Annotated in this window: 25 protein-coding genes; 3 read left to right on the forward strand and 22 right to left on the reverse strand. The window is 54.5% G+C overall.

What is annotated here, in order from left to right:
* Nucleotides 1-30: 30 nt before the first annotated feature.
* The 9 genes from PGU50_RS09995 to PGU50_RS10035 all read right to left on the reverse strand — a co-directional run bounded on the left by PGU50_RS09995 (nt 31) and on the right by PGU50_RS10035 (nt 8257).
* Nucleotides 31-321: a hypothetical protein gene (locus tag PGU50_RS09995; RefSeq protein ID WP_118218995.1), complete on the reverse strand. Its 291-nt coding sequence runs from the start codon at nt 319-321 to the stop codon at nt 31-33.
* Between the two features lie 90 nt (nt 322-411).
* On the reverse strand, nt 412-1014 hold the full coding sequence (locus PGU50_RS10000) for a DUF5104 domain-containing protein (protein WP_270246852.1): 603 nt from the start codon (nt 1012-1014) through the stop codon (nt 412-414).
* 175 nt (nt 1015-1189) lie between these two features.
* The gene (locus PGU50_RS10005) at nt 1190-1645 is read right to left on the reverse strand and encodes a DUF5684 domain-containing protein (protein WP_270246853.1); all 456 of its coding nucleotides are present in this window, start codon (nt 1643-1645) and stop codon (nt 1190-1192) included.
* A 72-nt stretch (nt 1646-1717) separates the two neighbouring features.
* The gene (locus tag PGU50_RS10010; protein ID WP_270246854.1) at nt 1718-2515 is read right to left on the reverse strand and encodes a hypothetical protein; all 798 of its coding nucleotides are present in this window, start codon (nt 2513-2515) and stop codon (nt 1718-1720) included.
* A gap of 23 nt (nt 2516-2538) precedes the next feature.
* The gene (locus tag PGU50_RS10015) at nt 2539-3729 is read right to left on the reverse strand and encodes a hypothetical protein (RefSeq protein WP_270246856.1); all 1191 of its coding nucleotides are present in this window, start codon (nt 3727-3729) and stop codon (nt 2539-2541) included.
* A gap of 19 nt (nt 3730-3748) precedes the next feature.
* On the reverse strand, nt 3749-4816 hold the full coding sequence (locus PGU50_RS10020; protein ID WP_270246857.1) for a hypothetical protein: 1068 nt from the start codon (nt 4814-4816) through the stop codon (nt 3749-3751).
* Nucleotides 4817-4832: 16 nt separating this feature from the next.
* The gene (locus PGU50_RS10025; RefSeq protein ID WP_270246858.1) at nt 4833-5924 is read right to left on the reverse strand and encodes a hypothetical protein; all 1092 of its coding nucleotides are present in this window, start codon (nt 5922-5924) and stop codon (nt 4833-4835) included.
* Nucleotides 5925-5941: 17 nt separating this feature from the next.
* Nucleotides 5942-7222 carry a zincin-like metallopeptidase domain-containing protein gene (locus PGU50_RS10030; RefSeq protein ID WP_270246859.1) on the reverse strand — a complete coding sequence of 427 codons (1281 nt, stop codon included), beginning with the start codon at nt 7220-7222 and terminating at the stop codon, nt 5942-5944.
* Nucleotides 7223-7387: 165 nt separating this feature from the next.
* The gene (locus tag PGU50_RS10035; protein ID WP_270246860.1) at nt 7388-8257 is read right to left on the reverse strand and encodes a hypothetical protein; all 870 of its coding nucleotides are present in this window, start codon (nt 8255-8257) and stop codon (nt 7388-7390) included.
* Nucleotides 8258-8682: 425 nt separating this feature from the next.
* Here PGU50_RS10035 and PGU50_RS10040 point away from each other — a divergent pair, with 425 nt between their 5' ends.
* The 3 genes from PGU50_RS10040 (at nt 8683) to PGU50_RS10050 (ending at nt 10925) form a co-directional block, all read left to right on the forward strand.
* Nucleotides 8683-9585 (forward strand): DUF5688 family protein, encoded by a 903-nt coding sequence (locus PGU50_RS10040; protein WP_270246861.1) that lies wholly within the window; start codon nt 8683-8685, stop codon nt 9583-9585.
* 198 nt (nt 9586-9783) lie between these two features.
* Nucleotides 9784-10491: a hypothetical protein gene (locus PGU50_RS10045; RefSeq protein WP_270246862.1), complete on the forward strand. Its 708-nt coding sequence runs from the start codon at nt 9784-9786 to the stop codon at nt 10489-10491.
* Between the two features lie 98 nt (nt 10492-10589).
* The gene (locus PGU50_RS10050; protein ID WP_215634337.1) at nt 10590-10925 is read left to right on the forward strand and encodes a hypothetical protein; all 336 of its coding nucleotides are present in this window, start codon (nt 10590-10592) and stop codon (nt 10923-10925) included.
* Nucleotides 10926-11407: 482 nt separating this feature from the next.
* Here the strand turns inward: PGU50_RS10050 and PGU50_RS10055 are convergent, their stop codons facing one another.
* The 13 genes from PGU50_RS10055 to PGU50_RS10115 all read right to left on the reverse strand — a co-directional run bounded on the left by PGU50_RS10055 (nt 11408) and on the right by PGU50_RS10115 (nt 23264).
* A complete protein-coding gene (locus PGU50_RS10055) occupies nt 11408-14209 on the reverse strand; it encodes an RICIN domain-containing protein (protein ID WP_270246863.1) in 2802 nt (933 codons plus the stop codon).
* A gap of 16 nt (nt 14210-14225) precedes the next feature.
* Nucleotides 14226-14624 (reverse strand): hypothetical protein, encoded by a 399-nt coding sequence (locus tag PGU50_RS10060; RefSeq protein WP_270246865.1) that lies wholly within the window; start codon nt 14622-14624, stop codon nt 14226-14228.
* 152 nt (nt 14625-14776) lie between these two features.
* A complete protein-coding gene (locus PGU50_RS10065) occupies nt 14777-15037 on the reverse strand; it encodes a Txe/YoeB family addiction module toxin (protein WP_118199932.1) in 261 nt (86 codons plus the stop codon).
* A 9-nt stretch (nt 15038-15046) separates the two neighbouring features.
* Nucleotides 15047-15298, reverse strand: a complete 252-nt coding sequence (locus PGU50_RS10070) for a type II toxin-antitoxin system RelB/DinJ family antitoxin (RefSeq protein ID WP_118199933.1) — start codon at nt 15296-15298, stop codon at nt 15047-15049.
* 148 nt (nt 15299-15446) lie between these two features.
* On the reverse strand, nt 15447-16358 hold the full coding sequence (locus PGU50_RS10075; protein WP_270246866.1) for a type II secretion system F family protein: 912 nt from the start codon (nt 16356-16358) through the stop codon (nt 15447-15449).
* Between the two features lie 12 nt (nt 16359-16370).
* A complete protein-coding gene (locus PGU50_RS10080) occupies nt 16371-17276 on the reverse strand; it encodes a type II secretion system F family protein (protein WP_173825516.1) in 906 nt (301 codons plus the stop codon).
* Nucleotides 17276-18571: a CpaF family protein gene (locus tag PGU50_RS10085; protein WP_270246869.1), complete on the reverse strand. Its 1296-nt coding sequence runs from the start codon at nt 18569-18571 to the stop codon at nt 17276-17278. Before PGU50_RS10085 ends, PGU50_RS10080 begins: the two co-directional genes overlap by 1 nt.
* Before the next feature lie 3 nt (nt 18572-18574).
* On the reverse strand, nt 18575-20071 hold the full coding sequence (gene cpaB / locus PGU50_RS10090) for a Flp pilus assembly protein CpaB (RefSeq protein WP_270246870.1): 1497 nt from the start codon (nt 20069-20071) through the stop codon (nt 18575-18577).
* 120 nt (nt 20072-20191) lie between these two features.
* Nucleotides 20192-20794 carry a hypothetical protein gene (locus PGU50_RS10095; protein ID WP_270246872.1) on the reverse strand — a complete coding sequence of 201 codons (603 nt, stop codon included), beginning with the start codon at nt 20792-20794 and terminating at the stop codon, nt 20192-20194.
* Nucleotides 20791-21279, reverse strand: coding sequence for a TadE/TadG family type IV pilus assembly protein (locus tag PGU50_RS10100; protein ID WP_158571902.1), 489 nt, complete (start codon nt 21277-21279; stop codon nt 20791-20793). The genes PGU50_RS10095 and PGU50_RS10100 overlap by 4 nt, the downstream gene beginning before the upstream one ends.
* Nucleotides 21273-21788: a TadE/TadG family type IV pilus assembly protein gene (locus tag PGU50_RS10105; protein WP_270246873.1), complete on the reverse strand. Its 516-nt coding sequence runs from the start codon at nt 21786-21788 to the stop codon at nt 21273-21275. The genes PGU50_RS10100 and PGU50_RS10105 overlap by 7 nt, the downstream gene beginning before the upstream one ends.
* Nucleotides 21789-21879: 91 nt before the next feature.
* The gene (locus PGU50_RS10110) at nt 21880-22119 is read right to left on the reverse strand and encodes a hypothetical protein (protein WP_173825528.1); all 240 of its coding nucleotides are present in this window, start codon (nt 22117-22119) and stop codon (nt 21880-21882) included.
* A 113-nt stretch (nt 22120-22232) separates the two neighbouring features.
* A complete protein-coding gene (locus PGU50_RS10115) occupies nt 22233-23264 on the reverse strand; it encodes a hypothetical protein (RefSeq protein ID WP_173825530.1) in 1032 nt (343 codons plus the stop codon).
* Nucleotides 23265-23371 lie beyond the last annotated feature (107 nt).

The raw sequence follows: 23371 nt of genomic DNA on the forward strand, positions 1-23371 counted from the left end.
GTCAAATTCGCAAGCGCTTGCGAATTTCATCTAGACGAATATCTGGACGAGGTTGTTAAGGAAGATGATGATCGCCGCAAGCTGTGCGATGGTGAGGAGTGAAATGATGAGATACGCCATGAGAAGCGTCTTGTTCTCCTTGTTGCCACGAACATGCTCATAAAGCTTGCGGTCGGAAAAGATGGGAACGAGAGAGTACCAGCCTGGCATGCCGAGCTTGACATACACCTTCCACTTACTGACAAGAGTCACGAACGCGATGGTGAGCAGCAAGACCAGCGTAAAGAAAAACGCACCAGGCAGGGCAGAATAGGAGTGCATCAGATTTTCCTTTCAGACATCATTGCCGCACGGCAATTCATTCATACGGCTTCACTAGAAAAGAGACGCCACCAAAGAATCTCTTCTTGTTCATTCCCACGTTCTTCCCACTCTAATCATTTCATCGCTATCTGGATCCGTTTTGAAAATACTTACGTAATTTAATCCAATCTCCTCCGGATTTGCCTCATTGCTTTTGATATATTCCATGGTAATTTCGTATTCTGTACCCTGATCATCTATTGCAAGATAAGATAACCGGTATACCCGAACGCTACAATAATAATTGCCTTCATCGTCATGAGGCCAGATCTTTCTTTCGATAACGTTATCTGGGGCATCCTTATAGTTTTCCGCGTGGATTAAAGTTCCCCAGCTACGGTTACTCGTCTCTACAATTTTACCGGGAATAAAATTCACAAAATCTTTTAGCTGTGATTTAAGTTTGTCTCCATCTTCTCTCAGATCATCAGCCATGAGTTCAAATATGATTTCTTCATTTTTCTCGGAAATTGCTCTATTTAGAGTAGAAATCTTTTTGTTGAGCCGATCATCCAGCTTCTTTTTTGTCTTGGCATTTTCCGATGCGATATAATCCCTTAATTCATCTACTCCATTTCTGAGCAAGGTTGTTGAACTGCATCCCGATAGCGACAACGCCAAAATGCAAAGTATTGGAACTATTTTTCTCATAGGGCAACTCCTTAAGCGAGATGTTTTACAGGACAGAGCGTCAGGCTGAATAATTAGCTGAATACAGCAAAAGGAGCTATCGTCGTACTGACGGTAGCCCCTTTTGATCTAGAAACAGCTAGGTACATATCCAACGTATGATTCATTGAAATTCGCAAGCGCTTGCGAATTTCAGCTAAAGAACCTCGTAGTCCGTATCGCTATCATCCTCAAGGTCAACAGGCTCGCTTTCACCAAACCCGAGCATCGGCCAGAACACGATACCGAGCAGTACGAGGCCGATCGTATAGGCGGACTCCTTACCGAAAGTGTGGGCAAGATCGTTGAGGACGATGATGTTCATCACGAACTGTGCAATGATGAGAATCCAGTTGACCGCCGGCGCCCAACAGAGCACCCACGAGCAGATCAACACAATGAGATACGCCATGAGGAATGTCTTGTTCTCCTCACCGCCGCGGACTCGCTCGCAGAGCTTGTAGTCGGAGAAGACGGGGATGAGGGAGTACCAACCCGGCATGCCGAGCTTGGCATACACCTTCCACTTGCCGACAAGTGTCACGATCGCGATGCCCAACAGCAAGACAAGCGTAAAGAAAAACGCACTGAGCAGGGCGGAATAGGAATCCATAAGATTTTCCTTTCAGACATCATTGTCGCACGGCGATTCGTTCATGCGGCTTCACTCACTTAATTATACAAGTTAACGCATTGTTTCACTTCGAGATGAAAGGCCTTTCGAGAAACCGTCGAGAGTGTTTGCCATGGCAACGCATCTTTTCGATTTGGAGGAAAGGGAGGTCTTCTTGGCTGCGGTGAACTTCTCGGCTAAAACCTCGAAGTCGACATTCTCCCAGTGTCGTTTCTTTCCGGTTCCCTGCATAAATACGTGGAAATAGGCGACGCGGCTTTGACTTGCGTGTGCGACAGGGCAGACCTGTTCTTCTTTCATACCGGCCTTGACCGCTTCGGTCGGCAATCGGTATTTAATCATCTCGGTATTCTTGCGTCTCGAAATGAAGCGTTCGCACATCTCCGGATGGATCGCCTCGTATGCCAAGACACTTGAAGGGTTGCATTCAAATTTTTTCTCGAATTCCTTTTCCCGCGACTGCATGAATTGGAGTCGCGCCTCCAGCGCAGCCCGTTCATCTGCCATCTGTCGATCTCGCTCGATAATCTGCTCCTCGCTCATCTGCTCGAAACTCCGGCAGACGGCATCTTCATTGAGACCGAAAAACTCGACCTCGCGGGCGGTACGGCTGGAATGATGCCAAGATTTATACTCGAGGAATTCTTTAGCGAGTTCGGCTTTCGTCTTCTTTTCGATATCCGGATCGTAAGCCAGATCGAAATCGAAACAGTAGTCCTTGACCGCGTGGATGATTGCAGTCTTGGTCCATCTGCTGATCGGCATCTCGCCCTGTTCATACGCCTCGGCTGCACGTACGCTCATCGAGGAACCTAAATAGCCTTTTTGACCATACGCTACCTGTGTCATAACTCTAGACCTCCGTTCGCTGATCAGCTGTCGCCGACGGTGCCTTCATCGCGCGTGCAGGACTTCGCACCAATCTCATCAGACAATCGAGTCGATGCCTCACGCGACGACATTGTTTTCTGGGATAGGTTCTTAGTTTTTGCAGGCTGCGGCGGTTCGGGCTCAAGCATGCTGAGCGTTTTCTTGCATACTTCCGATGCCGTCATGAGATAGGAGTCGAATGATTCACCGGACAACGCATAGAACGTCTTGGCGACGGCATCGCGTCCGGATGCATCGCAACTCGAATAGACGCGCAGCAAATCAATCGCAGCATCGGTTGAGAGGGCGTCAATCGAATTGAATGTCTCGGCGAGCACCGTATCGGCACCTTCCGCCTCCTCTGCATCCATATCCTTGATTTTATCCATGAACCCCGACACCTGCTCGACCATCCCGTCGCGCCACTCGTCATCTTTTATGATACCCGCTTCGATGCGGTCCGCCTTTGCAATGATTTCATTGAAACGGGCGAGCGTTTCCGCATCGAGTTCCGAGACATCGCACCAGCGACCGTCTTCGCAAAGTGTGAAGATAAGGTCATTGATTCGACGGTCATCTGGATCCGTAACGTAGATTGTCGCGATGTGGGGGGAACCGTTCACGACATGGATCTGTCCGGGAACCTCATCGAGGTGTTTTGTGCCTCTGGCCATACATTCCTCGATGTCTGCGACCGACACATCATATAACGTGAAATGTGGGACATCGCCCAACCCATTGACTTTGGAGTCGATATAGATACCGTGGACGGGATCGTAGATGCCGCCGTTCTTGGAGAAGGACTTGGAAAGCTCGATGAAATGCAGCATGGGGTTTTCCATGAGCGATTCGGCCTTGCACGCTGGTGCAAAAGACAGCAATGCGTCGGCGACGTTTTCCAGGCAATATGGTCCGTTCAGCCGGGCGCGGTCAAGTATCTCGTTTAACATACGAAGCTGTCCCATATTCGCGCCCTGAAGAAAGGCCGCGGCAAGGGCTTCATGATTGAAAGACTCCTCCTCATAATGCCCGTCGGAGACGTTCAGCGCGGTCCAATCGTCGGTAAGCTTGTTTTTTTGGATCAATAGGCCGGCGCCGGTGTTTGGAAATAATGGCTGGTCCTCATTGACTTTTTTGATACGGGTGCGGCCTTCAAGGTATTCGCGGTACATATATTTGATGTAATCGGACATTGCGATTCGCTCCTTTTAACTATTCGCCTACGGTGTCTTCTTCACGGATCTGGTTGACTGTCGTTCGTTCAGTTTGCCTCCGCTGCGCCACATCGCGGTTCACTTCATGTTTATGTCCCAGGGTGCGGTCAGGTGCCGATTGCGCTTTATTCTCCGCATGGGGGATGACTTTGGCGGCGAGCTGGCTGCATTCGTCGCAACTGAGGTTCGGCAGTTTGCCGATATCCACTCCGGCATTCTGCAGATTTCTAAGGAGCTGAGATGCGGCGACCATGGAATCATTCATGGGAATATCGACTTGGCAGCCGCAGGGGAGATATTCATACGTTTTGCCTCCGCCGATCAGCTCATAGTCTATCAATGGGACAAGTTCACCTTCGAGCGAGCGAGAGCCGCTTTCAACTGCAGAGACAAGGGCTTCGGGACTGAACTTCAGGCTGTACCCATCGACATCGACACCGCCGAGGTATTCCATATAGATAGTTTCATCGATAGTCGTATAGTCCTCGCCGGTGCATTTGAAATATGATTTCAAGGCGTCGAACAGTTTTTCATGGTAGCTGGTCGGTAGTGAATACTCGCTATTAAATTCGAGCCCATGCGTGCCGGTCTCGGCAAATCTATCGACAATTCCACGTAAAACAGCAGGCGGCCAGTTTCCGACGTCACCGTAAAGCGCACTGTAGAAATCGGCATCCTTGAAATCGAAGTCATATACCACTTGTCGGATAGGGTCACCGGTGTGTTCATCGGATACGTTGAACCTATACGTTTTCAGAAAGGCCATCATCCCATCGTTGATTTCGACTTTGTAGATGTCATCTGGAAGGAGTTCTTTCGGGTCGAGCGAGCGCCTAGTCCAGGCATTCGTGTCACGGGTGGATTCACCTTCGATGAGATTGGTGAAATCGGAAATCGACACGCCCTTGCTGACGAACTCGCCGGTGGCCCGATCGAAAAAGACCTGCATGTTGACGCCGTCGCCGTCGCGGTGGATAAAGTCGTCCCCGTAACCGTGATCGTTTATTTCGTATCGGCTATAGCTGAAGAGCGGTTTATTAAGATCGAGAGTTATTTCAGTATCCATGTCTGTTTTTACTCCTTTATGCGTGGATCGCATGGTCATCGATCATACTTACGGCGTTTTCACGACTTGCCTGCATCCGCTGCGCTGCATCGCGGTTCACTTCATGTTTGTGTCCCAGGCTGCGGTCGGGCGCCGGCTGCGCTTTATTCTCCGCATAGGGGATGACTTTAGCGGCGAGCTGGCTGCATTCGTCGCAGCTGAGGTTCGGCAAGGCGTCAAGATCCACTCCGGCATCCCGCAGCTCCTTGATCGATTGCGCCGCATTTTCAATCGAATTATTCATCGGGACGGTAACATGGCAGCCGCAGGGAAGATATCTATCGGGTCCGAAGCTGTCTGAGAGATAGGGGACCAGCTCGGCCTGAACAGTCTCGGTAGCATGTTCTACAGCCGCGATAACGTCTTGGGGATTGAACTTAAGCGAGATACCGGAGAGATATGAGCCGTAGCTCCTGGCAGCGATCAGGTCGCCTGGCGTCCTGTAATTACTCTCTCCGCATCCGAAATAATCTTTAAGGGACGCCAGCAGCTCTTTATGGTGGTCGAGCGGCAGAGCCCGATCGTTCTCATATTCTGGAATGGGACGGTTTTCGACATTGCACTTTTCCACGAGGGTGCAATAGACGCTCTGCGGCCACTTTTCGATTGCTCCATATAATTCACCGGCGGCCTCGATGTCGCCCGTGCGGGTGAAGAGAAAATCCTTAAGTGATTCCGGGTAGTCCGTCTTGTCCCCGAAGACGGCATCGTAGAATTCATTCTGGTAGAAGAAGAGACCGCGCGGCAGGACGTGGATAAAATCCTTCACAGACTCATCTACTTCAAATTTGACGTTAGAGATCGGGAATTTCGGACTGAAATCGCTCGGTTTATACTCGCGGGCTGTGCGGGGCAGCTCGAAATGCTGCTTTGCGCCGTCCGCGAGGTCGATATAGTCGTCGACATATTTGAGTTTGCCGATGAACTCACCGCTCTCCGGGTCGAAATAGATCTGGGCTTTCTGTCCGGTACCGACGTGGAGACGGTTTCCCCTTTTGTCATCGGCGCTGCCGTTCTGCAGATACCAGCTGAAACTGGCGACGGGTTTATCGAAATCAAACTTAGCCATTGCCCATCCCCCTTTGCTTACGCTCCGATGGCATTTTCATCGCGCATGTTCACAAGGTCTGCACGGTCGCCCTGCATGTGGGCAGACGCGTCGCGAGCCGTTTCCTTCTTGTGCGAGAGACTGCGGCCGGCGCGATCTTCCTGTTCCGTCTTTTCGGGCATATCGAGCTTCTGCACGATCTCCTTGCCGGCTGCCGGATGCCCGACTTCCAGCTCGTAGCGGTCGATGATGAAGTCGGTCGCCTGCGATGCCTGGGAAGCGGCGGCAAAGAAATCGTCACAGAGTTCTTCCTTGGTCGCCTCATATTCGTCCGTACCGGCCACGCTGTCGAGACGCCCCTTCCAGAACTCGAGGTAGGCGACATGCTCGCCATAACCGGCGGCCTCGGGGTCGGTCTCTGCCTTGACGGCAAGGTCGACGGAGCTGAAGATGCTGCTTAGCTCAGCGACGATCTCCTCGTGTGCATATTCCTTGCTGCGCATGTCACCCGTCATCTGACGGTCAAGTGCGGGCGCTGTAGAATGGCCCATCTCATGGAGCAGTGAGGCGAGAAACGAGGAATTGCTGTTGAACGCCTCGCGGGACGGAACCGAAATCTTGTCATTGACGAAGTTGTAGTAGGCGCCGTCGGTGCTCCCCTCGAACACCTCGCACCTACTCGACGCGATCACATCGTCGGCAAGGAGTCCGACTTCGATATCGTCATTCGGCGCGAGGTCGGGAACGGGAAGCGGCGGGACGCCCTCGATAAGTGAGAGATTGAATACCTTGAAGTAGCGATCGCATTCGGGGTGCGGATGGACGCCACTCGGCAGCTGCTCGAATTCATATTTTCCGTTATCGCCTTTACGGTAACGTCCCCAGACGCCGTTCTCTTTGACGGCGCAGACCTTGGTGAACTTCTGTGTGCCCCCTTTGTCGGTAAGCGGCGTTCCGTCTTTCTTGACGCGCGGAATGTAGGCGTACATGCCCCAGTGCTCGATGCCTACGCCGAGTTCGTCATTGATGCCCCCGCGTCCGTTCTGCAGGTTCTCTGGGATTTTCCAGCCCATTTCCTTGATCTGCTTCTCGGTAGCCCAACGCGGGTCGGCATAGCCTCGCATCATGCCGTAGACATATGTGTAGAGGAAGTTGCGTCCGCTGTATTGGGTACCGGAGACCGGGTTATGCGGTGGGAGAGGGGAGGCCTCTACCCACGGTTTCTTCCACTCGTTACCGCCTTTCTCCATGTCCTCCAGAACGCGCATGGTGATTTCCTCGCGCTGCTTGTTGATGCGGGAGAATTTAGTCATTGTCATTTGTCGTCTCCTTCTAGTCGTTTTGATCCTGAAAATCTATCCATCGAGCGAGCCTTGGCGAGCGGATCATAGGTGCCGTCAGGCACCGCATGGAATGCGGGTCGCGGTACGCATCGCCCATTCGAGTTGCCATCCGTCCTGCAAGTCGAATCGATCTCTCTTGCATCACCCGTCAAGCAACAACTCTCCCTTCTTTTTGGCCTCTTCGGCGAGTTTATCGGCACCTGCTCGCGCGATCTCGCCCTTCACGGTCAACTTTCCATCGTCTCGCCCTGGCGAATCGCTTTTTTCGACTCGCCCCTTCAATTCGAATGCCCTCGATACCGCACTGCGGAAATCGAAAGTCATATTGCGGCCCCTGGCCTCTGCGATGCAGGCATATGTCCAGAACTTATCGCCGATCATGCCGTCTTCGTCGGCAAGCCTGTCAAACCGTTCTGCGAAATCGCTTCTGACGGCAACGACTGGCACGGTCCGCTTCGACAGGATGTCGCAGATCATGAGCTCTCCGGTCTTATCCGCCAGCAGGAGGAAGGGGTTGATGTCATCGACCCATTCCCGTCCGATTCCCGAAAGGTCGCTTGCCCATTTCTCACCTGAGATAATCCGGTATCCTTCAGGGATTTCGATTTCATCGAGCAGGGCGCCCGGACCATCGCTGAATCGCGTGATAATCTCCTGGTAGGCATAATCGAGGACATCGGCATCGCCGTATGCATCGGCCCAGGGTCCGTTTTTGACCCCATGCTGCCCTTTGACCTTTATCACGGCACTCCTGATAGCGCTCCTGACGCTCCTATCGGTATCTTTGTCCATGTTCTCGAGAAGGAATCTGTCTTCCATCTCTTCTGAAACCGAACGTGTCAGAGCTGAGCGAATTCCGTCGGGAAGGGCAGTGCTCCATGGGCTATCGATTGCGGAACGCAGTTGCTCCAGAATGTATCGGTCCTTGATTTCTGCGATGTTGCCTTTGGTGAGTTCGAATAGGACGAATGCCTTGGCTCCATTTTCCCTGTCGACGATGATTTCCCTCAAACACTTGCCTCCTTCCCTGTTTTGTAAGATTCTACCACTCATTCTCATCCGACCATCACGTTTCTCTCCATGTTTTTGCTGAACCGTATTTTGGCAAACGCTTGCTGATTTCGTCAAAGCCGCGACATCTGTCCATCTTTACGACCGGACCCTGTTAGTTCCATGTGAGCGGTCCCCGTCGCTCGCGGGTTTCCTAGCCCACCGAGGTCCGGAAACGCAAGGGCTGCCCTACGGCGCATCGTTTCACTTGTCCCTTGTCGTTTCAGTCCCATCGTGGTCTTGAACGGATACCGGCGACGGGAAATCGCCAGCACATTGAAAACAGAACAGGGTTCGGAAGCGCCGACGGAAGAGCGGATGTTGAGTGCCGAACCCACAGAGGCACCAAAGAAAACAGTAGGTTGAAAAACAAGGAGGAAAACCAAATGGAAGAAAGAAGAGAAATGAATGGACAGAGAATGATGACCAGGGAGGAACTGGAGATGAGATTGCCGGCGCTGAATCATATCGCGGAACAGAGGGATGCCAAATTCAGACTTCGCTACGCTGAGAAGACGGTAAACAATGGTATCGAGCGTGGGTACACCTTGGATGCCGGAACAAGGGTGTCTGTAAACGTTTACCAGAACGAGAGCTGGGCGCAGATGCCGGACGAGGAGCTTTTCGATACCCTGAACGATCTCGATGGAAGATACTGTGTGACGGAAGACCAGGAGACGATCGGGGAGAGACTGAATGCCCTTTTCAAGAGCGGCGAGCTGTTCGAGAAAATCTATCCAGTTGTCGTATCCGAAAACAATACGGAAAACTTTACGGAGGCCGGTATCACATTCGATCGATATCTCGACATGCTGATTACATATCGCGTCGAACTGATGCAGATGAATGATGGAATCGGAACGATTCGACTTCAGGACAGCCATCTTGAGACTTTCGGAATTTCCCGTCAAAAGATCCGAGAGGCTGCATTTGCCAACCTTGAAGGGATTGTCGATTTCATGACGCTGCGTGATGACGCATCCGGCTTCAAGATGGTTGCGGCGGCCAGGAAAGACAAACAGTTCGGCGGGGCGGCGGCGATGTTGCTCCCGTCGGTTCGCAGGAGACTTGCCGAGATGTTCGGGACCGGCAGCCTTGTCTTCCTTCCATCGAGCATTTCAGAGGTCATTGTTGTAGCGCAGACAGCCGGTGAACCGGAAACGCTTCTCGCAATGGTCCATGAAATCAATGAGATGGAAGTCGCGCTGGAGGAACGGCTCACGGACAGTATCTATCCGATGCGCCTTGCAGACGGCGAGTACCGCCTTTCAGTTATCCGCCCTAAATAAAGGGGCGGAGCCCCTTCAGGGCTAAATCGGCTTGCGTTGCTGCTCACGGTGCCTGTGGACAGCAACAGATTCGCCGTTCGAATCGAACCATGTCGCTTCGAAATGGATCGAAAGCCATCGTAAATGTAGTCGTCTGTATCAATACATCTTCTATGATGCTATAGTATTATTGCACAAAGCATTACAGGAGGAATTGATATGGGAAGGATGTGGCGCGGTGGGTATCGCCGCTTCCATCCGATAGGAGATCGGATGGGAAATGAAATGGTTGATGTGTTCGATGTGGGGCAGCCGATATGCGACCTTGATATGGAATACGGGATATATAAGGTCCCCGCTAAAGAAGTCATACCGTACAGGATCTATCCGGTGCTGTCGCCGGCCTGGAAGGCTGACGGCTATGACGAGCTGGGGATCATCTACGATCGCTATCTCGATCTGCTTGTCACCTACGTCGTCGAGGGTGAATCCGAAACGGACGGCTACGCGGCCGCAATCGTGACGTATGACAATCTCGTTACATTCGGCTTGCCGAGAGGGAAGCTGTTCGAATATGCATCCTGCAACCTCAAATCGGATATACGGATCGGCTTCACCGGCACAACGGGACAGCTCGCTATGTTGGAGATCGGTAGGCTGAGCGGGGGAGTTGGAGGGGCTTCGTCGCTGCTCTTGTCATCGGTATGGGAGAGTGCCGTCAAATTACTCGGCACGGAGAAGATCATATTCTTCGCATTGAGTAACTGCGAGCTCATGGCGGTAGTTGCGGAAGAGCGGATAATTCATGCCTTGAAATCCGGCCTCTTCGATGCGGCAAGGGAATCAGTCCCAGTTGAAGAGTATTTTCCGAAGAGCATTTACAGGCTCGTGTCGGATAAATCGGGCTATTGCCTTCATCGGTTTTGAAAGGTGCGATATACCTTGGGCGCTCGAACATACGGTTGCTTTTCGGCTGCTATAGTGCTATAATACTAGCATATCGCATTAACGGAAGGAGGATACGTATGGAGGAAAATAGCTTTCAGGTCGCTTTGCGCTCGGCCCTGTCTGAGCTGAAGGACGGATCGATGGTCGAGTTGAGCGAGCGTGACCCCGGCTTCCGACAAAGTGAGATGGAAGAGCATCTTGCGGAGCAGGATTGGCTCAAGATCTCTCATGAGATCCCGCAGGAGCTTCGGGATGTGACGGATCGCTTTATCCGCGCTGTCCGCGTCCATGCCTGCGACCAGGTCGATACGGCCTATCTTGCCGGTATGCGTGACATGATGAAGATCGCGGCGGCATTCGGGCTCTATGAGATCGATCCCGACGATGTCTTGCCGGCGCGACAGAGGAAGTAGACAAACTGCCTATACTATGCTATAGTAGTATTGTTTTCGAAGATTCCTTCGGGAATCACCTTGTTGGCCGGTATTCCTATCTACCGGCATCAGCCTATTTTTATACAGGAAAAGAAGAAGATTGCGGTCTCTCTCCGCAGCCTTCTTCTTTTTTTATTCGCAAGCGCTTGCGAATTTTAACGGGTGGATTCATCTTTCATTTCTTGAATAGAGCGCATGTATTCTTTTCTTTGTTCAACCTATGGATTGGCGGCATAGGAGACCTGTCTATTTCGGCGGTTGCAAATACAAAGAGGCTTGTGTATAATAGTATCAGAGGCGAGCTTAGAGTAGTATTCGGGAAACTGGATCCCGGCCAAACGCTCTAGGTCTCGCCCTTTTTCTTTGTCTTAATATTCACGTTTGAAAACGGCTTATAGTAAAAAAAGAGGGGCAGATGAAACTCCATCTGCCCCTCGTTCAGTCACTTCAGTCGATATCCGCTACGACCGGGCGCTCATGACACCGTCGTAGCCGCTCCAAGGCCAATCGACGTAGACCGTCGTGTTGCCCTTGATGGTCGCCGAGAGGATCGGGGACCCGCTGGCGGCCGCGGTAGCATATACACCGGGGGTGCTGGATACGCAGCGCGTCTTCCCGGCATCCTCGCACCAAGCGGACCACGGACCGGCAAACGTCAGCTTCGTCCCATACTTAACGATTTCGTCCTGTGGGTACAGGGCTGCCAGATCAAGCGCGGTGCCAAGGTCGGCGTCCGTCGACCAGTTATACGAGGTGTCCAGCACGCTGCTGCGGGTGGTCGTATCGTATTTCACCGAGCAAGGGTTGTAACCGTACAGCTTCAACGAAGTGGCAAGCTCCTGCGATTCATAGGGCTGCGTGTACTCCGGATCCGTGTACCAGCAGACCAGATCGAGGCAGTTGTCTTTCTGACCGGCGGCAGTCGCATCGGGATTCACCTGATAGGTCGTTCCCATCTCATACTCTTCGTCGAAACACGGATCGGTTTCACCGTCGACATAATAGAACACCTTGATACCGACAGGAGGCGGAGGAGTCGACGGCACGGGCAGAGCTTCCAGGCCCTTCGAACTGTCGCCCTGATACGCATCGACGATCATCTTGTGCCCATCGAACCCCGACGTGTCATCGAGGTTGAGCGCGAGCATCGCCTGTGCCGTGAGATAGCCACCCGAATGGGAGTTTTCCGGGATAAACGAATTGTCCTCGGCGAACTCTCGTGCCAGCTTGGCACCGCGCGGCTTCGGGATGGCGAATACCTGGATACACTTGATAGCTCCCTTGCTGCCGGATGCATCATCCGAGCCGCACAGCTCCGCATCATCCTGAGAACCGCCGTTGGAGTGGAAACGCTCCGTCCAGCCCTGCCCATAGATGAAGGCGCGATAGGCGATATCGTATTCCTTGGCGATATCTCCTTCAAGCCAGATCTTGATGCCGGTAATGCGGTTGCTGACGCCGCCCTTGCCAAGTTCCTCGCCGTCGCGGCAGACATCGGACCAAGAGAAATCGCCTGAATTTTCGATGCCCATGCATCCGGCGTAGCAGATTGAACCGAAGTCAGCGTTGTTCTCGATGAAACCGGTGCCGTACTTGATCCTCAACTTGAAGGACTCAACGAAGAAGTTAGTGTCGCGAACGGGGTATCCCGCGCCAGCATAGGCGTCACGCCAGATCTGATCGCCGCAATTTGCAAGATGGCACCAGCTGCTTAACGTAAAGGCTTCAGGATACTTGTTTTCGGCAAACGGGCTTTCCCTCTCGTCTTTCATCCAGTACCAGCGGTACAGGTATTTCACCGAACCGGTGCCAGCCATATCATAGGGCGTGCATGTCTTTGACGGGTCGATGACAGAGATCGTCTTACCGGGCTCGACACGCTCGGCATCGAGCGAGATCGTGCCCTTGAAGAACACTTCCTCTATACGCCACTTGTGCGCCTCATTCGTCCATTCGGAAGCGTGAATACCGTTGGAATGCAGTCGGACGATGGTTCCTTCGGCGGTCTTGCCGTCGGCTCGGTCGAATGCAAAACCGGATGCATCGCTGATAATGTTATACCTGCCGTTCTTGTCAACACTCTTTGTGACCCAGAAGCGACCGGCAATTGAATTGTCATCCCCGTAGAGTTGGAGCGTTTGAGTGGAAGAGGGCGTGGTGCGGTTTCGGGCGGCTTGCTCTAGATAGCCTCTTCCTCCCGATGCGTTGAGCACACGACTGAAACCTTTCACATGGGCCGGGAAGATGGTGAATGTGATACCGCCACGTTCATCCATCGCGCCAAGGCCCATGATGAAATTGCGCTGCGTGTAATTCGTTCCGCTTCCGTCCGCACCGTAAAGATGGACGAGCGTGCCGGAGGACTGTCCTGCGGAATCGACATCCAGACATTGATATCCTCTTTTGACGGCATCCGGAACGATCGCGACGATCTTGCCGAACAGGGACATGTCCTGGTCGAGGGTAATTTTATCGATTTTTGCGTGAATATCACTGCCCATGAAGGAATCAGAGTTACTTGTAAATCCGCTAAGAAAAACTCTGTCAGGTGTAGTCCAGTTATTGACGCCTCCGCTCACGACGTTATAAACATAAACTCCAAGACCGAAATAGGCGTCTTGAAGACCATTGTTCCGCTTATAGAGGTATGTCGGGGAGTCGTATCCCAAATCGGTCCAGTCAGTAATGCTCCACCACCATCGATTTCCGCCGCCGAGGTTTTCGTTTGAGAAAGCGAAGTATTTATTATCTTCCCAGTCAGTTTTTTGACAACTTCCGGCGATTCCAAGATTGCTCACCCAAAAATGGAGATAGTTATCTTTATATTTGGAATACCAGATTCGATGACCGGTTGCAGTGTTTACATCGCCGCATTTTGCCTGGACGTGAATCCGAAAAATATCATAGAGCTCATCCGTGAAAATCGATTCGACGTATACCCTGAAGGAGAGGCAAAGCCATTGGCTTGCATCCCAGCTATATCCGACCTGCCACCACCAGGTTTTAGATGTAACACCGATATAGTTCCCACCATGATGGACAACAGATCCATTTCCTGAACCGAACCAACCTTTTTCGTTCGGAGGATTTCCGCTCGGACAGGTTGCTCCGAACGCTAATTTGGGCATCATGAGCAATGCCAACGCCGCTGCGCCGGCTTCGAGTACACGGCGGCGGGAGAGTGACTTATCATCACTTTCAGCAGAATTATCCTGTGGGATGAGTTCCGCATTGACGTGGGTGATCTCGTTACTTTTTTCCATTGGATCGTTCAACTCCCTATTCGGCATAACCGGTTTCTTCGTAGTTATCTTGAACGCACAATTTTAATGTGTAGAGGTCAAGGCAGATGATATCGCAGAGCTGGATTACAACTGGCTCAGTGCTCATATGGGAAGCCGGAAGTAAAAAATAGATAGTTGCGACGATACCAGCCGCAAGTGCAACCTTATAGTTATTTTTACAAAACGCAATGGCTGCGAGGGCGAGAATGATTACTGGAATTGCCGGTTGCAGGACAGACCAGACAGAATGCGAAAGTGCAATGTACCTGATAGAAGTTACCAAATTGCCTATAGCGTCCGGCACGGGTGCCACGCTCGCCACGACGGCAGCGAACCCGAAAGCTTCTGCCGAGATCGGGATGACTCTCACCCAGCTTTCTATCTTACCTAGCATGGAACTCCTTTTCATAGAAATAGCTATAGTTAAATTCCATTATATATCTTGCGGTTCGCTTTGAATCGATCTGCTGCAACATGATTGCCATATTTTTAGTATCGTCACGCAAATATGGGCGGGGAATCCATCGTCAGATTTCCCGCCCATATTTAGTTACCATAATGTGTGCGACATTCAGCTATTTGTATATTTCCATCTTTCTGTCGATACACTATTCGGTTCTTCTCGTCTATTCTTCGGCTCCACCAACCGGATAGGTTTCCTTTTAATGGTTCTGGCTTTCCGATTCCTTCATAAGGAGTCCTCTCTATCTCTTTTATCAAGGCATTGATTCTTTTCAAGGTCTTCTTGTCCTGTGTCTGCCAGTATAGATAGTCATCCCATGCATCGTCATCCCATAAGATACCCATATTCCCCTCCTAATCGATAAGATCGTGGGGGCTCAGTTTTGCCTCTCCGTTCTCAATTCTGTTCACCACGCTGTTCAAGTGCTCCATATTTGATTTGGAAAAAAAAGGATCGGCGGTCAATTCGAAGGGGATGCGCTGCTCGCGCACCACTGTTTTCAGAAAGATCGTGATTGCCGTCGACATACTGAGTCCGATTTCGTCGAGAGTCGTTTCCGCGTTCTTCTTTACGTCATCGTCGATTCTTAAACTAATTTGTGCCATGTTTATTTCCCCTTTCTTTGATACTATTATATCATATTGTATATTATATTTCAAGCAGTTTACTATACAATTGCTTTTGTACTTGCAAAAATATAGCCCGGGGTGCAGTGAGAGCACTCCGGGCTTTCGCTTTGCCTAATCGCCTCGTCTACATGATCTCCATGAGCATGCTCGCGGTCGGAATGATGAGCGGGGGAAGGATGAGGACGAGCACGGCGATCAGGAAGAACACCAGCGGGACAGCCATCTTCGTCGAGAGCTTGTTGATCTGCGCGGTCAGCGCATCGTAACGTGCCTTGCGTGCAAGCTTTGCCTGCGATTCGAGGACGCCTGAGATCGAGGTGCCCTTTCTGGTCGCCTCGATCAACGCCGCGCAGAAATATCCCATGAGCGGTGAATCGCATCGGCGGCGCATATGGTCCAGGGCATCTACGCGGGACACGCCGAGGTGCGAGATCTCCATGTCGGTACGCGCGAACTCGTCTGCCAGCGGACCGAGGGCCTTGTTCTCGGCAAGCTGCCTGAATCCACGCTCCACGAGCACGCCGGCTGAGACGGAAATGGTGAGCAGTTCAAGTGCCGGTGGCAGATAGCGATCGATCTCTTCGCCGCGCGTCTTTCCCGCATGCGACAGCCAGACTCCGCAGACTGCCCATCCGCCGACGCCGCCGATGATTCCGACTAGGAGTGCCATCGCGATTCCGTATCCGCCCACGAGGGCGGCACCGGCGAGCATGATGGCGGTGAAGATCGTGATCCCGAGGGAGATGGCACGCCAGGTCGATGGGGTTATCTTTAACCCTGCCAGGTCGAGCTTGTCCTGCAGCTCTCGGGATTCCGACAGCTTGAGCGGGATGACCTTTTCGAACGCCTCTCCGGCGCGGTCGATTGCCTCGGCGATCTTCATGCGCTGCGTCGGTTTGGCGTGCATCCCCTTACGGGCGGCGATGGACATCCTGGCGCGCGCCAGCGGCTTGCGGAAGGGTTCGCCGGCGAGAACATAAGTCATACCGCCGGCAGCACAGGCGAACAGGAGCACGAGGAGATATTGGATATTCATTTCGATTGGCTCCTATTCCACGTCGATGTCTGCCATTTTGTAGATGATGACGGAGCCCGTTGCCGCAAATAGCACCACGACGATCAGCACGGGAATGCCGAGCGGGTCCTGCGTATAGAAATCATATGCCTGGGGGATACCGACCATGATGATTGCGAACAGGATGAGCAGCATCACGATAAGCGCCTTCATGGATGCGATCACAGATGACGTCTCCGACTCGATATGCCGACGGAGCGACAACCGGGCGTCGATGGTGTCTCCGATGCGCTCGAGCGAGTCGGCCAGCGATCCGCCAACCTCCTTGTGCGAAGCCACGGCGGCCTGCAGGAGGACAAGGTCCTTGCTGCCGGTTCGTTTCGCCATGTCATCGAGCGCGGCGACGATATCGCCATCGATTTGCATTGCGCCGGCACAGGCCAGGAGCTCGGATTTCAGAGGGTCGTCTGAATTTTCCCCGACAGAGCGCAGGGCTCTTTCAATCGAGGATCCGGCACGCATGTTTTCCGCGACCATGGGAAGCGACCGCGCCAATTGCTCATCGAATCGTGCTTTTCGGCTCTTTCCGCGGGAACGAACCCACAGCTCGGCAATCAGGGGCCCGATGAGGGCGAAACCGATTCCGATAAGTCCAAGGGCCATGAATCCGATAAGGGCACCCGCTCCCGCGAGCAAGACGAGGAGGAGAATCCACGTCTTGCCATTGACTTCGATACCGGCTTCCGCAAGACGCGGAAGGGGCGTGGGGACTTTTTTGTCTTTATCGTCCGACTCGCCGGTTCTAAGGGCAGTCGAATTCCTCATGCGGCGTACATCGCCGGCAGCCGATAATCCGCAGAACAGGGAGTAGAGGCCGACGGCGATGGAAAGCAATAGGAAGAAAACGCTCAGCATCATGATGATGACGGCAGGTTCCATTACCAGACACCGCCTTCGAACCAACGGGGGTCGTACTCCGCGTCCGCGTCGAGGATCTTTTCCTTTAGACGCGCCGGCTGGTATCCAGTGGCGACATGCCTGCCGTTTTCCGGCGAGCCCTCCCAGTGGAACAGTTCGTTGCGGGTCACGTTACCGTCGGAAAAGCCCTCGACGGCTGTGATGGACTCGATACGGCGGTAGCCGCCCCTCCAGCGCTTCACCTGCACGACGACATCGATCGCGGCACCGATCTGGCGGCGGATCGCCTCCATGGTCATGTTGCCCTGGCTCTTCAGGATCATGTTCTCGATACGCGTGAATGCACCGGCGCAGTCGTTCGCATGGATCGTCGTGAGCGATCCGTCGTGACCCGTCTGCATGGCCTGAAGCATCTCGTAAGTCTCATCGTCACGGCACTCGCCGACGACGATACGGTCGGGACGCTCACGGAGTGCGCCGACCAGGAGCTCATGCATCGTAAACTCGCCCTTGCCCTCTGAGTTCGGTGGGCAGGCGACGCGGGGGATCACGATGCGCTGTTTCAGCTGCAGTTCTCGCGTATCCTCGATGGTCACGACGCGCTCGTTATAGCCGATGAAGGCGGAGAGTGCGTTCAGCATCGTGGTCTTACCGGAACCGGTGCCGCCGGAGATGATGAAGTTCGCACGGGCCTGGACGGCCGATTTGAGGAACATGTACATAGGCTCGCTCATGGCACCGCGCTCCAGCAGGTCCTCAGCGGTTAGCTTGTCCTTGCTGAATTTACGGATATTGAGCGACCAGCCGTTGGGGGAGACCTTCGGGTGGGCTGCGTGCACACGGGAGCCGTCGGCAAGGGTGGCGTCCATCTCGGGAAACGAATCGTCGCAGCGGCGGTTCGCCTCCTCGGCGATACGTCCGATAAGCCGACCGACCTCATCATGCGAGACGAGGTCGATACCGGGGCAATCGACGATCTGGCCGTCCACTTCGGCGCGGGCGACCGGCGTGATAAATGTTCCATTCGGCTCGACGCCGACGGGATCGATGAAGATCTCGGCAACCTTGGGATCGTCCTGCAAGGGCTGCAGGGGACCCAGACCGATGAAATCGTCAATGGTGCTTTTGATGATGTAGCCGATCCAGTTTTCGTCGGAGATACCGAAATCGGCGCACACTTCATGGGCGACACCGTCGATCTGGGCCGGAAGCGCCTGACGGTCGATAGAGCCGCCGTCGGCCATGGTCACACCGAGCAGGTCGCGCATCTCCTGGCGGATACGCTCCTTGATCCTGAGAACGGTTTCGTCTGCCATGGGCTACTCACCGCTCTCGGTGGTATCGGCAGAAGAGGGCAGGGTAAGGGTAAGGCCACCGGCGGTGCGGATCTTGCCTGCCTGCTCGGGCGTGACCTCGAGCGTCACGGTGCTGTATCCGTCAGAGGAGCCGCTACCGGAGCTGAAGTTTCCGTCGAGGGCGGCGATACGCACGGAGTCGGCGATGACGGTGAACCCGTCGCCGCCGAGGGAGCCGTCATTGGGCTGGATGACCTTGACCCTGTCGTTTACGCGGAGCATGCCGCCCATGCCGGACTGGGCATCGACGGAGATGGTCACGGCCTCCATGCCGTCCCCGATCGCGGCGGCAAGGGACTCAGGGTTGTCCTTGCCGGCAGTCGATGCGTTGGTGAGCTGGGAGCCCTTGGCGATGTACTGGGTTGCGACACGGCCGACGGGAGTCTTGGAGGAGTCGTCGATATCCTTCTTGGTAATCGCGCCGTCCGCCACCGTGCTGTTCGGAACGGAAACGAAGGCGAGGTCGCTTGCGGAGATCTCGTCGCCGGCGTGGATGGTCTTCGTGGCAGCGACGATTTCGGTGGTGCCGGAGAACGCTTCTGCGATTCGGTTGTTGGCGTCGATCTCCGATACAACGGCGACACCTCCCGCGAGGATGGCGATAACAGCGAGACCGGCGGTGACCTTCTGCAGGCGGGAGACCTTCACGGCAATCTTCTCCATGCCCGTGAGGCTCGGACCGTTGGGGGACGCGGCGCCACGGCGGCCGGCTGCCCTCTTTTGGGCTTTCGCTGCCTTGGCTTCTTCTTTGGCCTTCTTCTTCTCGGCCTTGCGTTCGGCACGGGACGGCTTCGATGGCTTTGCAGGCTTCTCGCGCTTCTTTTTCGGCTCCTGTTCCTCAGCAGGTTCAGGATCGGTAAAGAAGCTGGAGGATTCCATCTCGTTGACGGGAATGTACTTGTCGGTCTCCTGCGGGGGATTATACGGAAGGTGCGAGGCCTGATGGTAAGCGGTTTCCACTTCTGGCTGGAATGCGGTGGCATCCTGCGCCGGAAGCGTGGCAGTCGTATCGGGCGTCGGCTGGCGATACGGATTCACGGCAGGAGAGGGCTGGTCGTAGACCGGATGCGGCTCGGATGCCGATGCAGCCGGGACATATGCAGGCGGCTCATAGGGAGAGGGGTGCTGCGCTGTAGGTGCCTGAGGGTGCTGCGGAACCGTCTCTTGAGCCTTCTCGGCAACCGTATCGGGCGTCGGTGCGGCATATGCCGGCATAGCCGGAACCTGCGGCTGATAGCAAGGTGCGGCAGCCGCGACCGGTGCCTGCTGGGACATGCCCGGCTGGCTGGCGGCTTGAGGTGCGGGAGGCTCGGGCTGCAAAGCCTGTGCAGTCTGCGCGTCCTGCATCGCCTTGTAGGATGCGGCGTGGAGATTCGCGATCAGGGCGGCTGCATCGCCTGCCGAAAGCTCGCCTGAACGGACTTTCGCGAGGATCGCATCGGTATCGTTGGTGTCTGGCATGGTGTTCCTTTCTCGCTTTCCTGTGTAGAGATGCTGTCAGACACGCGGCATAGCAAAAGGATATCAGGCATTGGCACATGATGTCGCCTGATATCCTTTCATTTTAGCTCATCGGGAAGGCTATTTATTGTTCGTTGCCTGGTTGACGGCTGTTTTCATCTCGTCGATCACTTCTTGCGGAAGCTCTTTCGTGGACGTGTACTCCTCGTATTCGGGAGTGTCCGAACCGGCTTTGAAGGAATACTTTCCGTTACCCGAATCCGCCGGTCTCCATGCCTTTCCCGCAGTGTAGGGGACGGCATGTGCCGTGACGTGCGCTCCGATGGGGATATTGAAATCTCCGAGCGAATAGGTCGCAAAGTATCCTTTCAAGGACGATTCCGTCTGGATGCCCCAGGCCCACGCGCGTTTGCTCTGCGGGACGGCCGAGGAGGGGGCTTCATAGAACCAGACCTCGACTTCGCCGTTGAACCCGTTGGCACGCAGGGACTTGACGGCCGCGGTCGCGATTGCGAGTCCGGGGTCATCAGAGTTCTTCGCGACAAGGAGGTTCTGCGACGCCATGGTGGCGTCCCTGGCTGCGGAGCAGTCATTTGTCTGGGCGTTCTGCTGGTCGAGGGCTGCGGAGAGCTCGAATGCGAAGCCGAGTGCGATGAGGAGCACGAGCATGATGATGACGTTCAGGATGCTGATTGCGCCGGATTCGCTGCGGACGCGCGTCATCGCGACACCTCCATTTTCTCGGAAACCGGGACCTCCACTTTGATCGTTTTCGACATCTTGATACCGTCGAAGCTGCCGACCGAAATCAGGGTCGGGACTTTATAGTCGACGGTCGATTCGAGAAGTGCCGTGGTGCTTGATTTCGAGATGGTCGTGATTCCCGTGGAACCGGAATCGGTGACGGTGGCCTCATCGGACCTGTCCGTATAGGAGACCTTGGAGTTCGTCACGGTGATGTTGTCCTTGACGATACCCGGCGTGTTCGATGCGAGTTCGTCCTTTACCGCCTGGTTTACGTTTCCGGATGCGATTGCGGCGGAGAAATCGGACTTCATCGCGGCCGACTCGATTGCGGCGCTCATCGCGGTGCCCTCATATGCTATCAGGCAAACTTGGATAAGGCAGAATGCGAGGACGATGAGCATGGGGAGGACGATGGCGGCCTCGAGGACTTCCGCGCCTCTTTCAGAATGAGTCCTTACCACGAGGACGCACCTCCTTCCACCGTTGCATCCTTTAACTCCACGGCGTTGGATTCGATCGTCATGCCGCCTCCGAACCCTCCGGCGGCATAGATCGCGTCGCCGAGGACGGTCTGTGGCTGGATGGTCACGGATACGGTCGCGGTGCATTTCCGGGTGGAGACATTCGACTCCCTGTCCGTATAGGACGATCCGTTTGAATCGGGAATCCGGTGCGTGTACGCTTCCCTCTCGGCATCCGAGACATCTGTCTCGATCTTCATGTTTTCAGCGAAAAAAGAGGAGGCGGCATTTGCGGCAGCCTCCTTAGCTGATGAGGCATCGCCGCCGGGGTTTACGGCGAGCTCTCGGGCGGCTGCATGGGCGGCGTTGTCGACAGCGGTTGTCGCCGCCGAAATCTGGCCGAATTCCATGGCAGCCATGGCAAAAATCAGGAGGAACGGGACACCGAGCGCAAATTCGATGATTGCGGCGCCCGATTCGGACTCCGGTTTCTTGAAGATGCCTTTCACGCCCTGTTCCTCCTTGATTGCAGGATTCTCGATTCTCGGAACAAATACCTTAGTAGTATGGTATTATGCTATTAGAGAGAAAGGAGGTTGACTACGCCGGGTTCTTGCCGGAGTTGATCTGGCCGGCAGAGTTGTTGGCGGCCTTACGGGCGCTGTCGAACCACTGGGAGATGGAGTTGCCGGTCTTGTCCATCTGGTCGCGCATCTGGTTGCCGAAGGCGATCAGAGCGGCGCCGATCACGACGGCGACGATGGCGACGATGACGTACTCGACGGTGTCGGCGCCGCCGGCGATCTCACCGGCATAGACGCGATTGCGAATGGAATTCATGGGAATTCTCCTTCCTTTGTGTCCATTCGGACGGTTACAGAAACTCTATTCTCAGTTGTTCCTCGCAGATCGGCTACCCCAAACTTCTCTGCGGGGGACAGCGGGATAGACTGCTACATGATACACCCAAGGGGCACGCCGGTGCAAAGCCAGACGAGCAGGAAAGGCCCCATGGGCACGCGGCTTTTAAGGGTGATCTCTTTCGCACGGTAGCGGGGGATGTAGTTGGCGAGCATAGCGATGCACATCGCGCCCATGCCGTATACCGTGCCGTGGAACCCGCACGCCGTCGCGATCGCCGGGACGAGCCTGCGGTCGCCGGCACCGACTGCATCGGCGCCGCCGGTGATGCGGAAGAGATGGTTGGTGATGGCGAAAATCGCATAGATTCCCACACCGCACAGCAGATTGCCGATCAATCCGCTTACACCGCCGTGCCCGAACGCCGTGAGTACGGCGAGAGGGTACGTGGCGATAGACAGACCGAAGGGCAGAACGCGTGAGCGCTGGTCGCACATCGCGCCGACTGCCGTGACGAGAATCGAGGTAATCCCGCCGAGAAGAAAGAGCAGCGGGGAGTGGAGGTTGCCGGTCATCCCGACATAGCAGGTCGCGGCGGTACCGAGGCCAACGGCAAGGGAAAGCATGGCAGAGGTCATCTTGGAGACCGGTGCGACGTATCGGGCACGGTACTCCTCGACGGTCTCATAATCATCGAGATTCACGCCGTCTGGCATGCGGCTGCCCGTCTCGATAAGCGCCTCGACTTTCTCACGCATGAGTTCCTTGGTGCGGACGAGCCTCATGGCGTCGAGCCACCAGATCGCAAGGTCCCGTTCCTCGCGCTTCTCGGCGCGTTTGCTCGGCTCGCGGTCGGGATTCTCCGCCTTGAACTTCTTGTAGACCTCAAGGTTCTCATCCCACCAGGAAAGGATCGCATCGCGCTTGCGGGCGAGGATGTTCCCGCTGATGGACGGGAGGGCGAGGCTGCACACGCAGCCCGTCAAGCCGCCTGCGACGATTGCCGCGACAGGTGACTTTGTGAGCATGCCGAGTGCGATAGTAAGGGTTTCGCTCGCGGCGAGGACGGCGACAGGCGTCGCGTCATATGCCTCCCCACAAGAGGGCTTCATGGTTTCATTCATAAACACGCACTTTCCTTTTGGTGTTTCTCTTGGGCTATTTTACCAACTTCGTTTTGAAATTCAACGTGCGGATGACACAAAATTATTTCTTGTTTTCCTTTCTTTGG

Source organism: Coprococcus sp. AM11-30B (assembly GCF_027674365.1).
GTDB classification, from domain to species: domain Bacteria; phylum Bacillota; class Clostridia; order Lachnospirales; family Lachnospiraceae; genus Allocoprococcus; species Allocoprococcus comes.